Here is a 14,254-nt window from a genome sequence, read left to right on the forward strand (position 1 = left end):
AACTAATGAACCCTGCGCACATCGAAGAGCTGTTGGTCGGTTCAATAAAACGCGCATATCGGGATGACCATCGACTGCACTCACTATGAAAATAAGACGATCGCTCGGCGTTAAATTTCGCCATCTGCAAGCCTGTGCTCAACAGTATGTCGTCCTGTCCGCAGCTGTCGTTGCGTTCACATTCGCAGTCGGAATTCCCCACGCAGCGGGTCAGGCGATTCAAGTGGTTGACCCCAAGCACGATCATCCTGCTCCGGGCACCAAGATGACGCGGTTTCAAAAGATCGACGAAGGCGTTTACAAAGGATCGGAGCCCAGGAATGACGCGGACTACCGCTTTCTGCAATCGCAACACGTCAAGTACATCGTTGACCTGAAGTTCCTGCCGCTGATGAGTCGATTCGAAGTGCATAAAGCGCGGGAATACGGGATCGTTGTGATTCCGGTTACGATCAATGCGTCGATCTTCGCCCCCTCGGAGAAAAATGTTCGCAAGGTTTTGTGTCTGCTGTCGGACCGGCGCCTGCGTCCGGTCTATTTTCATTGCACCATCGGGCGCGACCGCACGGCGCTGATTGCCACGCTCTATGAAATTTATTTTCGCGGTCTTCCGCCCGAACAAGCGCACGCAGAAATGAAACATTTCGGATTCAACTTCGGCTGGACTCTCTCCGGCCTGACTCACTATCTGCAAAACCACGCCAGCTCGCCGTGGGACAACAGCCCGGACGCCTGCCAGCATTTCGCGTTGCCTGCGTCCGACAAGGAAACGAAGTAGGAAAGCTGTGTCCCGAAATGGAATAGGTGGCCCACTCAAGCCCCCTTTTGGCTTGAGTGGGGCAGTCGCAGCCGCTTACCCTTTCCTGATGCCATGGGGACTGAAGCGGCTTCCAAGACACCGGACAAAGCCACTTCGTAACGTTCTGCTGCTATCACCGACAGCCGTTGTTCGCAGCTCAAACCACTCGACAAGTTTTCGAATCAGCCCTGGAGCGCGTGCGGCGAAGCTTTCGCCTGCGTGTCTACGGCTATGTCGTCATGCCAGAGCACGTCCATCTGCTCATAAGCGAGCCAGAGCGCGGAGTGCTCGCCGATGCTTTGAAGTCGCTGAAGCAAGGCGTATCCAGAAGATTGATTGGCGATGCCGAGCATTTCTGGCAGAAACGCTACTACGATTTCAACGTTCGCGATCACGCGCAGTTCGTGGAAAAGCTTCGCTATATCCATCGCAATCCGGTCAAGGCCGGATTGTGCGAGCGCCCGGAGGACTGGGAATGGAGCAGCTTCCGTCACTACGCCACGGGCGACGAGGGATGCGTGGAGATCGAATCGGAATGGACGGCAAGAAAACGGGAACGGCTCGAGGGGAAGCTGTCCCCAGCCATAGAACTGCCCCACTCAAGCCAAAGAGGGCTTGAATGGGCCACCCAGGAATTGAGGAAACAAGAGACGGTGGCCCATACTAAACGTCGCGCCTTCTGCGACGTTTAGTGTGGGGATTTTGATAGTGTGGGATTTTTTGACGGACTCCGACGAATGAAGCATCCGGCGAACCCTCTGACCAGGAACCAAGTGAAAATCTTGTCAATAGGTAGAAACTACACGATCGGGGTTAAACTCAACGAACGGCGGCAAATATAAAGTTAGAAAATTTTTCCGGTTTACCCCTCTCAACTTGCTATCCTGAATGTATAGAGAAAATTTCAAAGGCGCGGCCTCCAGGTCGCGCCTTTTCTTTTGCCCGGAATTCTGTTCGGGCCGTCACCCAAGGATTGTCATCCCGAGCGGAGTCGTTTTACAGACGAAGCGAGGGATCTCGGACGGAACGGACCTCGCGCGTAAGCCCGATGGCAGCGGATCGAGCAAGAGCACCAGACCAAAGGGGATCAATGAAATACTGGGAACGATTCACCAGCTACAAACAGCGCGGCGAATGGGTCGAGCTGCAATTCATGGCACAAGCCGCCAAGCGCCTCTTCGACGTCAGCAAGCCCTGGGGAGACACTCGCGCCTACGACGTCGGCATCGAACACGCCCAGAACTTTCTCCGCGTGCAGGTCAAGTCCACCACCTACCGCGTCGGCGCCGGATACCTCTGCCAATTCAAGCCCAACTACCTGAAAGAAACCGATTACTCCCTCAAGCAGATCGACCTCTTCGCCGCCTACGTGATCCCCATGGACGCCTGGTATCTCATCCCCGCCGTCCTGCTCCTCGGCAAACGCAGACTCACCATGGCCATGCTCTGCCCCATAGTCCCACCCGCCAAAAAAGCCTGCTACCGCTACGAATGCTACCGCGAAGCCTGGAACCTGCTGAAAAAAAGCAGAAGCGAATTGGCGAAGTACGAACGCTAGCTGGCACGACGGCCGCGGACGGCCAAGTGGAAGAGCGCGCTTAAGCGCTGACTAAGCACTCTGAAAGGGCGCTGCTTTAAGCCGCGCCGTTCCGGGCTCCTTCAATTTCACCCTTAGGCGCTGAACGAGACCAAGAGCCTGGGCCACCCGGACTTCCGTCGATGCGATCCCTAGGCTGCCGTAGTTCCTCGAAATGCGGACGTTCTCTCCTCCGCAACTGAGCTATAATCCAGTCGCTCTTACAGTGCATCTACATAGGTGCATAGGCGGTGATCTGCGGTCAACATGGCAAAACGTAGAATACCTCTGCTCAAGCTGAGGATCGACGGGCCGGGCGTTCGGCGCGGGGCTATCTCTGTCCCAGATCTGATTCGGATCTGCCAAGCAGCCCAGGATGCGGTCAATCGACAGGCGGAAGCCATGCGGGGGGGGCAATCGCTTCGACCCGGCCGCAAGTCGGCGGTCGTGTATCAGGAATGCACGCTGGAATTGACAGGGATCCAAAAGGGCAGCACTATCCTGCCATTTAGCCTGGCAAAGCCACAGCAGTCGCTCCCGCTTCCCGACCTGACCACGTTCGGGCGAGACGTTGTTTTGGAAGTCGCTCATGCGGTGAAGGAAATTGGGAGCGATGGCCGAAGACGCCGGAATCCCCACTTCGAGGCTGGACTCCTTTACAGTTTGCGGGAGATGGGTGAAGTTCTGGATAAAGATGTAACGAGCATTGAATGGATCGTTCCGGGCAACGGTCATCGAGCTGTGAAAGCGGTTTTCGATAAAAGGGTGCGGGACAGAGTGATCGAGCGTATTCAGCTGCCTTCGACGCGACCTGAAGAGATTGAAGGTGTGTTGGAGATGGCGGACTTTAAGGAACAAGATCACAAGTGCAGAATCCATCCGCTTCTGGGCCAGCCCATCGTCTGCACATTCAAGCCCGAGCAGGAAGAAGATGTTTATGCCGCACTGCGAAAGCCAGTGAAAGTTTTCGGAACAGCGACAATCAATCCTAACAGTGGAAAAGTTGAGTCAATTGCCATCGAGAAGATCGGAGTCGTCGAGCAGTTGTTGATCGGGGCAAGAGACTTCCACGCCGGACGTTCGATGGAACAGCTTGCAGAAGCACAGGGGGTGCAGCCGCTCGACAATCCAAAGGTCCTCGCCGGCGGATGGCCTGACAATGAAGATTTGGACCAGTTTTTGGAGGACATCTATTCAAGTCGATTAAGCTAACCCCTCAAGATGGATGCCGTTCTTTTAGATACCGACGTTTTCTCGTACTTGATGAAGTCAAACGACACTCGGGCGGAGGCCTATCGACCACACGTGAGGGGGAAAACTGTGGCGATCTCTTTCATCACGGTCGGTGAGCTTTATTACGGAGCAGAAAAGAAGAAATGGTCGGGCAAGACATTGCGGAACTTGCAGGAAAGAATGAAAGCCGTAGTTACCGTTCCCTATGATGCCGAACTATGTCGTACCTTCGGAAGAGTCAAAGCGTCTCTGCCAAAGGGGCTAGTTGTGGCGACGAACGATCTCTGGATCGCTTCCAGTGCGATCCGGCACGGAATTCCGCTCATTTCAAATAACCGGAAACATTTCGAGAAGATCCCGGCGCTGATTTTGATTAGCGAGACCCCTACGAAAACAACTCCCGTGCCTACAACAGGTAATCTATTCAAACCATTAGACAGCGGGACCCCGCCAGCAACAAAATGATTTTCCGTTTATTACTGAATCAGCGTCCCCCCGCCGTTACCCCCGTTCGGCTCTGCATCCGGGGCCAGCACAACCGCCGCCGCTACCCGGTCCCCCGGCTCCATATTCAGCAGCCGCACGCCTTGGGCGTTGCGGCCGGATTCGCGGATTGTGGTTGAGTCCATGCGGATGATTTTGCCGTAGTGGCTGATCAGCATGACTTCGGCGGTTTCGTCGACTTGGGCGATGGCGACGACTTTGCCGACGCGCTCGGTGGTCTTGAGGTTGATCACGCCTTTGCCGCCGCGGTTGGTGAGGCGGTATTCGTCGGCGGGGGTGCGCTTGCCGAATCCGTTTTCGGTGACGGAGAGGATCAGAGAACCTTTCGCGGTTACGTCGATCACTTCCGGCGCGCCGTCGCCTTCCACTTTCGCGGTCGCCAGCTCGATCGCGGCCGCAGCCGTGGGAGCCTCGGGGGCCACCGGAGCTGCACCGGGCTTGGTTGTCGTGGCCATGCCTACTACATAGTCTTTGTCTTCCAGGTCGATGCCCCAGACGCCGTAGGCGCCGCGGCCCATGGGGCGGACGTGGCTTTCGTCGAAGCGCACGGCCATGCCTTCATGGGATGCGAGGAAGATGATCTGGTTGCCGTTGGTGATGCGGGCGGCGACCAGTTCGTCCCCGTCTTCGATGCCGATGGCGTTGATGCCGTTGGAGCGCACGTGCATAAACTCGCGCAGCTCGGATTTTTTTACCAGACCTTTGCGCGTGGCGAAGAAAACATATTTGTTTTCCTCTTCGAGATTGCGCACGGCGAGCATGGTCTTGACGGTCTCGCCGGGTTGCAGTCCGATCAGGTTGCCGACGTGCTTGCCTTTGCCGGCGGCGCTGACGTCGGGAATTTCGTAGACCTTCAGCCAATACACGCGGCCCTTGTTGGTGAAGATGAGAATGTAGGCGTGCGTCGAAGCGATGAAAAGATGCTCGACGAAATCTTCGTCGCGCGTCTTCATGCCGGTGCGGCCCGTGCCTCCGCGGCGCTGCATGCGGTAGGTGGAGATGGGCGTGCGCTTCATGTAGCCGGAATGGCTGACGGTGACGGCGACCTGCTCGTCGGCGATGAGATCTTCGAGCACGATCTCGGCGGCTTCGTCTTCGATCTGCGTGCGGCGGGCATCGCCGTATAACTTCTTAACCTCTTCGAGCTCTTTGATGATGACTTTGCGCAGCCGGGTCTCGGAGCCGAGGATGGATTCGTATTCGGCGATGTTGCCGCGAACATCTTTCAACTCGTTGGCGATTTCGTCGATGGAAAGTTTGGTCAGGCGATGCAATTGCAGTTCGAGGATGGCGTCGGCCTGGCGCGCGGTGAACGGCTTTTCGGCGTCGAGCTTGGGCGCGCGGCCGGTGGTATTGATGTCGATCTTCTTGCCGCCGAAATAAAGAATTAAATTTTCGCGGGCGTCGGCGCGGTTGGCGCTGCCGCGAATGATGGTGATGACGTTGTCGAGATGATCGAGCGCCGTGAGATAGCCTTCGAGAATGTGCTCGCGGTCTTTGGCCTTTTGCAGCAGGTAGGCGGTGCGGCGGCGCACGACGTCAACGCGGTGCTCGATGAAATATTTGATGGTCGGGATAATCCCCATTTCGCGGGGCTGTCCGTTCACAACCGCCAGCAGGATCATGGAGAAGCCGTCCTGCATCTGCGTGTGCTTGAAGAGTTGGTTCAAAACAATTTGCGGTTCTGCTCCGCGCTTGAGTTCAATGACGATGCGCATGCCGTCGCGATCGCTCTCGTCGCGCACGTCGGAGATGTCTTCGATCTCTTTGTCGTTGACCAGGGCCGCGATGCGCTTGATCAGAACGGCCTTGTTCACCTGATAGGGAATTTCGGTGACAATGATGGCTTCGCGGTCCTTGCTGAAAGTTTCGATCTTCGCTTTAGCGCGCATCATGAAGCGGCCGCGGCCGGTGCGGTAGGCTTCGAAAATTCCTGAGCGTCCGTGGATGATTCCGGCGGTGGGGAAATCGGGGCCCTGCACGAATTTCAGAATCTCGGCGAGCTGTGCGTTGGGATTGTTCACCAGCGTGATCGTGGCGTCGACGATCTCGGTGAGATTGTGCGGCGGAATTTTCGTGGCCATGCCTACGGCGATACCGTCGGAGCCGTTGATCAGAAGATTGGGAATGCGCGCGGGCAGAACGTCGGGCTCAACTTCGCTGCCGTCATAGTTGTCGTGAAAGTCGACCGTCTCTTTGTCGAGGTCTTCGAGCAGCGCGGTAGAGACTTGCGCAAGTTTGGCTTCAGTGTAACGATCGGCCGCTGGCGGATCGCCATCGACCGAACCAAAATTTCCCTGGCCAAAAATCAGCGGATAACGCATGCTCCAGGGCTGCGCCAGCCGGACGAGCGCGTCATAGACCGCGAGATTTCCATGCGGATGATACTTGCCCATGACTTCGCCGACGATACGCGCGCACTTGCGCGTAGCCCGATTCGGCTGCAACCCCATCTGGGCCATGGTGAATAAAATTCTGCGGTGGACGGGTTTCAGGCCGTCGCGGACGTCGGGGAGGGCGCGGCCGATGATGACCGACATGGAGTAGTCGAGATACGACCGCTTCATCTCATCTTCAATGTTGACGGGTTGAATATTCGCCGCGCCGGGGCCGTCGCCGCCGTTGGGCGGAGGAGTCAAGGGGAGTTCGGGGTTTTGATCGTCTGCCATGGGGGCTTCTAGCTTCTAGCTGCAAGCTTCTGGCTAACAGCTTTGTATTTGAAAACGGACAGTCTTCGGACTTGTCTTGAATCTCGTAACTGCTTGTATTTATAGGGCGTTATGTGCACCGGGAGCCACATTGATTATACCACGACTAATGGTGGGCCATAGCTTGGCTGGTGTGATACCCTTCATTCCCGTGGAAGCATGATGGAGCTTCTCAAAATCCTTGCCTCCCTGCTCGGCGGCGGCCTGGCAGGTGCGTTCTTTAACGAGTGGCTTCGCCGACGAAGCAGCAGGCTGCAATCGATTCCACTGATCGAGCGCGTGAACCGACGTGTTGATCCCAAGCTAGAAGGTTTTACTCTTGCAAGAGTGGGCGGCAGCGATGGGAGGGACTTGGAGGAGGTCAAAAACGTCCGCGAGTACCAGTTCACTCTCCGCAACTCGTCGACGATCCATCTTCAGGACGTAGAAATTCAGTTCGAGTTTCCGACCGAAGACATCGACGGCTGGGCGTCACGACCGGCATTAAGCAAAACGGCCCCGCTGCCAGTCGAATCTTCATTGGCGAGTCCCTGGAAAAAAGGTTTCCGATGGCGCATTCCTCACCTACCTTCCTCGGACTCGATTGAATTCAGCTTCAAAGCTGTTAATCCTCCAACTGCGAACTATGAGGTTGCGCTGTTCAACGCCGACCGCGTCGTAATCGAAAGGTCCGAGCGTGAGCCCACGGCGAGGCGATCTGAGCACCTTATTCCGCTGACGCGCAGTCTGCTCCTCCTTCTCGCCATTATCGCATTCATGGTTCCGATTACCGATCTCCTCCTCCCCGGGCGCGCTAGCGAACTGACACCAGTAGACGGGGCTGATTGCGCCTTGACTGTGGTATCGTCCTATGAAAAGTTCGTGCCGTCTTCGTGGCCATTTGGGGGTCCGTGGCGAATCACTGACGAAGTTACGAACATCGGCGATCAGGTTTGCCCGATCCAGTCAGATCGGTTGGCGCAGACGGTAGTGTTGCTTGCCCCAAAGGCGGCCCAGAGGAAAACAACGTATTCCACTTTCAGGCCTAAGTTGGTTGCCCATGCCTTCCGGTCCGGGACGGAGCAGGGAGGGGCCACGATTGCGGTGCGACTCTATGATCCCGTAGGAAAGTGATTCACGTAGGTTCCTCCTCGCCCGCGCCCCGCGCTCTAGATCCCCTTCTTGTCCAAGCTCGGGAAATCCGCAGGAAAATTTGCGAAGAGAGGGTGGCGCATGGTTAGTTGGCTTGCTGGGATGGGATTTGGAAGGTGAGGCCGCGGTCGTCGTTTTGCTGGCGGGTGGCTTCGAGATTGAGGTCGGTGAGGGCTACGCGGCGAGAGTGTCCGGGGGTCAGGTCAAAAAGAGTTGGGCCGACGATAGCATAATTGTCGATTTCGAGCTGGTGACCATCTTTGAAGACGAGAACGGTGGGTTGCGCCGGCGTAAGGTCTTCCTGGTTGCCTGGATCGGTATTTTCAGCGGGGTGCGCCTTCGGAACATCTCTGACGGGCGGGATGTAGGAAGCGGCGCCGGAGCCGCGGCGGTCGAAGATGGTGGGGCCGCCCTGGTACTCGGGATCGTAGTCAGGATCATTCTCGGGACTATCGGCGCTGGTATCGTTGCCGTTGACTTGATCCCCAGCGCCGAGGTCGACGGCATAGGGGACGGGGTAGGCGTACACGCGGGGAGGCGCAGATTCCGAATCTGATTTGTGGCGGCGGTGAGAATGACCGTCGCCGGGGACAGTGGAATGCGGAGTGTTCGGGGAGTAGCCGCGGGGACCGAGCGAGGTAACGCTGGGCGGAGCGCCGTTGATGGGGCGTCCGCCGAATCCGGGAGAGGTCACGGAGGCGGGAGCGCCGTTGATTTGCGCGCGGACGGCAGGGGTAGGAATCAGCGACAGGCAAAGCAGGCTGAACGCGAACGTAAGCGGAATCGAATGCCGCATACAAGTATGATACTCCGAAACGGCGATGACGTGGCGCACCTGGCGTGGCGCACCTCGCGTGGCGCATCTCGAAGATAGAACGGTTGACGCGGGTAGTCGTTAGTCGTTGGTCGTTGGTCGTTGGTCGTTGGCAAAACTGGTTTCTCCTCACGCGATACTGGGGGCCAGGGAGGTGGAATTAGTGGGCGCGGACAGGAGTGTCCAGCGGACATGCTCTTAGATCAGGCCGGCGCGGACGCGGCGCAGGAAGTCTTCGGCGTCGGCTTTGGCGAGAGCTAGGACTTTGGGCTGGTTGCGGTATTCGAGGGCGATATCCTGGAGGAAGAGTTCGACGGCATCTTTCGGCTTGAAGCCTTGCTTGACTAGTTTGCGGATGCGCGGCGTGAAGCTGTCGGCGTCGTCGGCAGAGCCGAGGCGGGCCATATGCTCGGGACATTTGTGGTCGCGAAATTTCGACGCCGCCAGGCGGTCGTAGGCGGTTTTGGCTTCGGCGTCGGTCAGTAGTGTGGGGAGCGGGTAATTCCATTCGCACTGGGAGCAGGTCCATCCATGGAAGCCATGGGTGGAGGTCCAGATGAGTTGTCTGGCGGTTTTCTGTTCTAAGAAGCTGCGATCGGTGGTACTGGCCATCAGTTGCGCTACTCCGCACGAGCAACTTGCGAGGCCCACAATTCTGTACTCGATCGTACCGCGAAGTGGGGAGAGTCGTCAGGTATCGAGAGCGGTTCGGGGGATGGCGAGGGGCAAGAGCAACGTCAAAGGCAGCGGGCAGGAGTGCCCGCTCCACACAAGCCATTGCACAAGCGAAAGCAGGTTCCTCGCTTTGCTCGGAATGGCAAACCTAATTTTTATTTTTGCAAACTTGATCTTTGATCTTTGGATCTTTGATCTTTGCAATCTTTGCAAATCACTTCTGTGCGAATTATTTTGCGAAGAAGTAGTCGAAGGATCTTACGGCGGTGAATTCGTCGTCTTTGATGTCGAAGACGGTGTAGAGCTTGGTGACGTGGAGAACGTCCTGAACTTTTTGGGTGAGGTTGAGGAGTTTGAGTTCGCCGCCGGCGTTGCGGACGGTGGTGAAGCTGCCGACGAGTTCTCCGACGCCGGAGCTATCGATGTAGTCGACGCCGACGAGGTTGAGGATGATTTTCTTTTTGCCGGCGGCGACCAAGCCGCGGACGGCGTCGCGGAGTTGGCCGATTTCGTCCCCGAGGACAATGCGGCCATGGATGTCGAGAATGGTGACGTGGGCGACTTCGCGAGTTTCGATCTTCAGGGACATGATTCGTGATCGAGCGTAAGGCTGATGGCGGGAATGGTAGTGGGTGCGGAGGGGAGTGTCAATGGGGCGTTGCGAGTAGCGCGTGCCGACCGGAGCGGTGCCGCTGTCGGCGAGAAGCAGGTTCCTCACTTCGTTCGGAACGACAAACCTTGGGGGAATTCGGAATGACAAAACTTTCAGGACGGATCAGGAGTGGGCGCCGTGGGAGCAGGCGTCGAGTTCGAGCGGGGGCAGGGGGACGCAGTCGCGGATTTCCTGGATGGGCGAGGTGATGATGGGGGTGGAGTATTCGGGGTGGCGGAATTCGAGGTGCATGCCGCGGCCGACGTATTGCAGCTTGAGCATGGAGCCTCCCCAGGTGGAACCGGCGATGGCGACCTGCACGGGCTTGGGGCAGAACTCGGGATGACCGGAGAGCAGGGCCTCGCTGCCGCCGAGCAGAACAGCGGTGTAGCAGTGGTGCATGGTCTGAATCTGAAGAACGGTGGAGGGGGGAAGATCTCCGAGGAAAACGCCACCCTCGATTTCCGACTGGATGATGCTGCGATTTACTTCGTCGGCCAGGTTGGGGTGAGGACTGAACATACTCGGGCGATATATACCGGGACTAGACATATTGAGCCCATACGTACTGGAGACCGGGAATTAGAGTATCGGGTTTCCGGAGGATCGACAAGAGTCCTTTGGGGCCGAAATGGGTCCGGGGGAGCATGACCCTTAGAGGATCGGGAGGGGGGCGGGGTTGCAGAGAATTGTTTTGGGGGCGGAGTTTGAGGAGGGGCTGCCGAGCTTTGTTCGGCCGGACAGCCGAGGGCGGCTGTCCCCACATAAGCCCTAGCATCAGAATCCAAAGCAGGGCTCAGACAATCCAACCCTTACACGCTTGCGATGCTGATAAAATATAGAGACAAAGGGGTTTCTTAAATTTCATGCCAGTTCCTGTGTCACAGATGTGGACGGTAGCGAGCTATGTGCTGGGGCAGAAGCTCGCGGGGCGGAAGCAGTATCCGCTGGTGCTGATGCTGGAGCCGCTGTTCCGGTGCAATTTGGCTTGCGCGGGGTGCGGAAAGATTCAGTATCCGGCGCATATTTTGAAGAAGGATCTGTCGCCGGAGGACTGTTTCCGGGCGGTCGAGGAGTGCGGGGCGCCGATGGTGTCGATTCCGGGCGGAGAGCCGCTGATGCATCCGCGGATTGGGGAGATCATCGAGGGGCTGGTGGCGCGGAAGAAATATATCTATCTGTGCACGAACGCGCTGCTGCTGAAGGAAAAGATTGATCTGTTCAAGCCGAGCAAGTATTTGACTTTTAGCGTGCATTTGGACGGGCAGCGGGAAGAGCATGATTTGGCGGTGTGCCGTGAGGGTGGATACGACATTGCAGTGGATGCGGTGAAAGAGGCACTGCGGCGCGGGTTTCGAGTGACGACGAATACGACGCTGTTCGATGGGGCGAATCCGAAGTCGGTGCGGGCGTTCTTTGACGAGATGATGGAGTTGGGCGTGGAGGGCATGATGCTCTCGCCTGGCTACTCGTATGACAAGGCTCCCGACCAGAAACATTTTCTGGGGCGGGCGAAGACGCGGCGGATGTTCCGGGCGATTCTGTCGAATCGGAAATCGAGCTGGCGGTTTAATTTGTCGCCGCTGTTTCTGGAATTCCTGATGGGGAAGAAGACTTATCCGTGCACGCCGTGGGGCATGCCGACTTATAACGTGTTTGGCTGGCAGAAGCCTTGTTATCTGTTGCAGGACGGGTATGCCGACACTTTTGCCGAGATGCTGGCGACCACCGAGTGGAGCAATTACGGGACGGAGTCGGGGAATCCGGCGTGCGCGAATTGCATGGTACATAGCGGGTATGAGGCTTCGGCGGTGAATGCTACGTTTTCTTCTCTAAGTGGATTCCTTGCTACGGTGAAGGGGACTTTGTTTTCGAGTTATCCCGATAAGGAAGCGCTGCGGTTGCTGGAGGAGCCGGTGGCGGCGGTACATCCGCTGGTGCAGATTGAGGGCGCGGAGAGTCGTTCGCTTCAGGAGACGGGCGCGTAGTCTGAGCGTGTTGGAAATTCCTTCATAGGCCGTGGGCTGCGCCGGCTGGCATGGGGTCCTTCGACTACGCGTGAGCGCCTTTCAGGCGATCACGCTTCGCTCAGGATGACAGTTCTTTTTGATACCAACGGAACGACTTCAGAAAACAAAATCATGACAGGTAAAGAAGACGGGCATATCGATCACGCGTCTCCGCAGGCTACGCCGCCGCATGCGAATGTGAATCCCGATGCTTTGGAAATTGCGCCGGGGACGGCGCATGAGCGGCTGGAGGGATGGATTCCGGAGCTGGCCAGCGATGACGAGCTGCGGGGGGCGCTGGAGAAGGCGTTCGATTATCGCGGGGATGTGAGCATCACGCGCAAGGATGGGACGAAGGTTGAAGGTTATGTATTTGACCGGCGGGCCGCGGCTTCGTTGAAAGATTCTGTCGTGCGGCTCTATCCCAAGAATTCGAATGAGAAGGTTGCGGTGTCATATGCGGAGATTGCGGCGCTGGCGTTTTCCGGGCGCGATACCGCGGCGGGAAAAAGTTGGGAAGCCTGGATGAAGAAATATGCGGAGAAGAAGGCGGCGGGGGAGAAGGATTTGAGTTTGCATCCGGAGCCGCTGGAGTAAGTTGCGGTTGCGCCGGCCTTGCAGGGCAGCCGAGCCGCGCTCGGCCTGGACGGGCGAATGCGCCCGTCCCCACACGATCAAAACCGACTGCAAAACCAATAGCTCACCCGCGCCTCATTCGAAATCTATTTTGCGGGTGCGGTGAAGGTTAGTCCGTCGATCAGTTCTTCTACTTCATCTTCGGTACCGGCGATGAGAGTGATCGAGATGGCGTAACCATGGGAGAGCATGGCCAGCGTTGACTGGTGCATGACGCGGGAGCCGACGTCTTTGTGGAAGTCGACGCGGACCAGCGTTTTGGCGCCTAGGGCAATCTCGTAGGGGTCTTCATCTTGAGTGAAGCCCCGGGCTTGGGCGACTTCGGTGAGTGGGCCGAAGTATTGAGCGGCCTCTTTCAGGCCGGGATAGGCTGAAGCGTTTTCGGCGGCGATGAGGATAGAGGAGTTGATGTCTTCTCCCTTGGCGTCGGGAGGGCGCGAGAAGGCGGCCAGCAGAACTTTGGCGCCGGCGCTGGAGGCGGGCTGCTGAGCGTCTTCTGGATTCTTTTCTTTTTCTTTGCTTTCTTCTTCTCTTTCATCCTCGCGCGCGTTCATCTCGTCGGTGCGCAGGACCCAGGCTTCGGGAATCTTGCAGGTGAGGGCGAGGGATTTGTTGTGATAGACGCCGTTGATTACTGCGCCATCGTCGAGAATGGAGTCGGCGGTCTCCCGCTTGACTGGCTTTCCGGCTTTCGAGGACGATGACGGACTTTGCGCGGCGGCGATCGGCGCGAGCAATAGGGCCGCCGCTAGTATCAGCCCGCGATCAGACATTCTGCACGACAACAGCATACTGCAATCTTACCGGATCGAAAGCTGACAAAAAGCCGCACTTCTCGCAAAAGACGCGAGAAATGGGGCACCCTGGTCCGGTCCGGTTCAGGAATAAGCAACACCAAAAGCGGCGGGCAAGAGCGCCCGCCCCACACGATCAATTCAAGTCGAGTGTCAGGCGGCTTTGCCCATGACTGGCTGAGTGCAGTGGGCGCAGCGGCGGGCTTCGATGGGGATTTCGCTGAGGCATTCGGGACATTTCTTGGTGGTGGGATCGGGTGGTTTTTCGCCGCGGTGCATGCGGGCGACCAGAGCATTGATCGGCAGGACGACGAAAAAATAAACCGCCGCTGAGATCAGGATGAACGAGATGCAAGCATTGATGAAGTTATCCAGTGGAAACGCGACGCCGCGTATTGTGAACTGCAGGGTCGAGAACTTTTCTCCGCCGCCGGTAGCCAGCTTGATCAGCGGATTCAGGAAAGCCGAGGTGAGGCCGCCAACCACGCCGGCAAAAGCGGCGCCGATGACGACGCCGACGGCCATGTCCACAACGTTGCCGCGCAGGATGAATTTCTTGAAGCCGTCTAACATGTTCGTCCTCCCAAGTCTCGATTCTGGCCAATGTATTTCACAGCGGGCAGATGGTCAAGGGCGAGCAGTTTGGCTCACGCGATGGGCCGGTTGAGGCTGAGATCCCTCTCTTCGCCTGAAATGCGGCTCGGCTCGGGATGACAACCGCTT

At 57.4% G+C, this 14,254-nt stretch carries 15 protein-coding genes; 8 read left to right on the forward strand and 7 right to left on the reverse strand.

Translation table 11 applies throughout. The features are described 5' to 3' along the window. The first annotated feature begins 85 nt into the window (after positions 1-85). The 5 genes from VGM18_21475 to VGM18_21495 all read left to right on the forward strand — a co-directional run bounded on the left by VGM18_21475 (position 86) and on the right by VGM18_21495 (position 4,073). Positions 86-778 (forward strand): tyrosine-protein phosphatase, encoded by a 693-nt coding sequence (locus VGM18_21475; protein ID HEY3975584.1) that lies wholly within the window; start codon positions 86-88, stop codon positions 776-778. Between the two features lie 167 nt (positions 779-945). Beyond that, complete coding sequence (locus tag VGM18_21480) at positions 946-1,491, forward strand: transposase (GenBank protein ID HEY3975585.1); 546 nt, start codon at positions 946-948, stop codon at positions 1,489-1,491. Between the two features lie 398 nt (positions 1,492-1,889). Then, the gene (locus VGM18_21485) at positions 1,890-2,357 is read left to right on the forward strand and encodes a group I intron-associated PD-(D/E)XK endonuclease (GenBank protein HEY3975586.1); all 468 of its coding nucleotides are present in this window, start codon (positions 1,890-1,892) and stop codon (positions 2,355-2,357) included. Between the two features lie 285 nt (positions 2,358-2,642). Then, positions 2,643-3,587, forward strand: coding sequence for a hypothetical protein (locus tag VGM18_21490; protein ID HEY3975587.1), 945 nt, complete (start codon positions 2,643-2,645; stop codon positions 3,585-3,587). 9 nt (positions 3,588-3,596) lie between these two features. Continuing rightward, the gene (locus VGM18_21495) at positions 3,597-4,073 is read left to right on the forward strand and encodes a type II toxin-antitoxin system VapC family toxin (GenBank protein HEY3975588.1); all 477 of its coding nucleotides are present in this window, start codon (positions 3,597-3,599) and stop codon (positions 4,071-4,073) included. An 11-nt stretch (positions 4,074-4,084) separates the two neighbouring features. Here the strand turns inward: VGM18_21495 and gyrA are convergent, their stop codons facing one another. Next, positions 4,085-6,781 (reverse strand): DNA gyrase subunit A, encoded by a 2,697-nt coding sequence (gene gyrA / locus VGM18_21500; GenBank protein HEY3975589.1) that lies wholly within the window; start codon positions 6,779-6,781, stop codon positions 4,085-4,087. Between the two features lie 198 nt (positions 6,782-6,979). Here gyrA and VGM18_21505 point away from each other — a divergent pair, with 198 nt between their 5' ends. After that, positions 6,980-7,933, forward strand: a complete 954-nt coding sequence (locus VGM18_21505) for a hypothetical protein (GenBank protein ID HEY3975590.1) — start codon at positions 6,980-6,982, stop codon at positions 7,931-7,933. A 103-nt stretch (positions 7,934-8,036) separates the two neighbouring features. Here the strand turns inward: VGM18_21505 and VGM18_21510 are convergent, their stop codons facing one another. From VGM18_21510 to VGM18_21525, 4 genes are all read right to left on the reverse strand, one after another. Further along, positions 8,037-8,747, reverse strand: coding sequence for a hypothetical protein (locus VGM18_21510; protein HEY3975591.1), 711 nt, complete (start codon positions 8,745-8,747; stop codon positions 8,037-8,039). Positions 8,748-8,963: 216 nt separating this feature from the next. Further along, complete coding sequence (locus VGM18_21515) at positions 8,964-9,377, reverse strand: hypothetical protein (GenBank protein HEY3975592.1); 414 nt, start codon at positions 9,375-9,377, stop codon at positions 8,964-8,966. 292 nt (positions 9,378-9,669) lie between these two features. Then, positions 9,670-10,029, reverse strand: coding sequence for an STAS domain-containing protein (locus tag VGM18_21520; GenBank protein ID HEY3975593.1), 360 nt, complete (start codon positions 10,027-10,029; stop codon positions 9,670-9,672). Between the two features lie 186 nt (positions 10,030-10,215). Further along, on the reverse strand, positions 10,216-10,614 hold the full coding sequence (locus VGM18_21525) for a hypothetical protein (GenBank protein HEY3975594.1): 399 nt from the start codon (positions 10,612-10,614) through the stop codon (positions 10,216-10,218). 344 nt (positions 10,615-10,958) lie between these two features. On the opposite strand from VGM18_21525, the gene hpnH reads away from it, so the two are divergent. Both hpnH and VGM18_21535 read left to right on the forward strand, forming a co-directional pair. Beyond that, complete coding sequence (gene hpnH, locus VGM18_21530) at positions 10,959-12,080, forward strand: adenosyl-hopene transferase HpnH (GenBank protein HEY3975595.1); 1,122 nt, start codon at positions 10,959-10,961, stop codon at positions 12,078-12,080. A gap of 105 nt (positions 12,081-12,185) precedes the next feature. Continuing rightward, positions 12,186-12,698 carry a hypothetical protein gene (locus tag VGM18_21535; GenBank protein HEY3975596.1) on the forward strand — a complete coding sequence of 171 codons (513 nt, stop codon included), beginning with the start codon at positions 12,186-12,188 and terminating at the stop codon, positions 12,696-12,698. Between the two features lie 125 nt (positions 12,699-12,823). Here the strand turns inward: VGM18_21535 and VGM18_21540 are convergent, their stop codons facing one another. Then, the gene (locus VGM18_21540) at positions 12,824-13,510 is read right to left on the reverse strand and encodes a hypothetical protein (GenBank protein HEY3975597.1); all 687 of its coding nucleotides are present in this window, start codon (positions 13,508-13,510) and stop codon (positions 12,824-12,826) included. Positions 13,511-13,684: 174 nt separating this feature from the next. After that, on the reverse strand, positions 13,685-14,104 hold the full coding sequence (gene mscL, locus VGM18_21545; protein ID HEY3975598.1) for a large conductance mechanosensitive channel protein MscL: 420 nt from the start codon (positions 14,102-14,104) through the stop codon (positions 13,685-13,687). Between the last annotated feature and the right edge of the window lie 150 nt (positions 14,105-14,254).

This window comes from Candidatus Sulfotelmatobacter sp., assembly GCA_036500765.1.
Classification (GTDB): Bacteria; Acidobacteriota; Terriglobia; order Terriglobales; family Acidobacteriaceae; genus Sulfotelmatobacter.

What these genes read in the sequence shown, in the direction of transcription:
- VGM18_21495 (HEY3975588.1), top strand. Translation starts at nt 3,597, where the DNA reads ATGGATGCCGTTCTTTTAGATACCGACGTTTTCTCGTACTTGATGAAG.
- mscL (HEY3975598.1), bottom strand. Translation starts at nt 14,104, where the DNA reads ATGTTAGACGGCTTCAAGAAATTCATCCTGCGCGGCAACGTTGTGGAC.
- hpnH (HEY3975595.1), top strand. Translation starts at nt 10,959, where the DNA reads ATGCCAGTTCCTGTGTCACAGATGTGGACGGTAGCGAGCTATGTGCTG.
- VGM18_21485 (HEY3975586.1), top strand. Translation starts at nt 1,890, where the DNA reads ATGAAATACTGGGAACGATTCACCAGCTACAAACAGCGCGGCGAATGG.
- VGM18_21540 (HEY3975597.1), bottom strand. Translation starts at nt 13,510, where the DNA reads ATGTCTGATCGCGGGCTGATACTAGCGGCGGCCCTATTGCTCGCGCCG.
- VGM18_21520 (HEY3975593.1), bottom strand. Translation starts at nt 10,029, where the DNA reads ATGTCCCTGAAGATCGAAACTCGCGAAGTCGCCCACGTCACCATTCTC.
- VGM18_21505 (HEY3975590.1), top strand. Translation starts at nt 6,980, where the DNA reads ATGATGGAGCTTCTCAAAATCCTTGCCTCCCTGCTCGGCGGCGGCCTG.
- VGM18_21535 (HEY3975596.1), top strand. Translation starts at nt 12,186, where the DNA reads ATGACAGTTCTTTTTGATACCAACGGAACGACTTCAGAAAACAAAATC.
- VGM18_21515 (HEY3975592.1), bottom strand. Translation starts at nt 9,377, where the DNA reads ATGGCCAGTACCACCGATCGCAGCTTCTTAGAACAGAAAACCGCCAGA.
- gyrA (HEY3975589.1), bottom strand. Translation starts at nt 6,781, where the DNA reads ATGGCAGACGATCAAAACCCCGAACTCCCCTTGACTCCTCCGCCCAAC.
- VGM18_21525 (HEY3975594.1), bottom strand. Translation starts at nt 10,614, where the DNA reads ATGTTCAGTCCTCACCCCAACCTGGCCGACGAAGTAAATCGCAGCATC.
- VGM18_21510 (HEY3975591.1), bottom strand. Translation starts at nt 8,747, where the DNA reads ATGCGGCATTCGATTCCGCTTACGTTCGCGTTCAGCCTGCTTTGCCTG.
- VGM18_21475 (HEY3975584.1), top strand. Translation starts at nt 86, where the DNA reads ATGAAAATAAGACGATCGCTCGGCGTTAAATTTCGCCATCTGCAAGCC.
- VGM18_21490 (HEY3975587.1), top strand. Translation starts at nt 2,643, where the DNA reads ATGGCAAAACGTAGAATACCTCTGCTCAAGCTGAGGATCGACGGGCCG.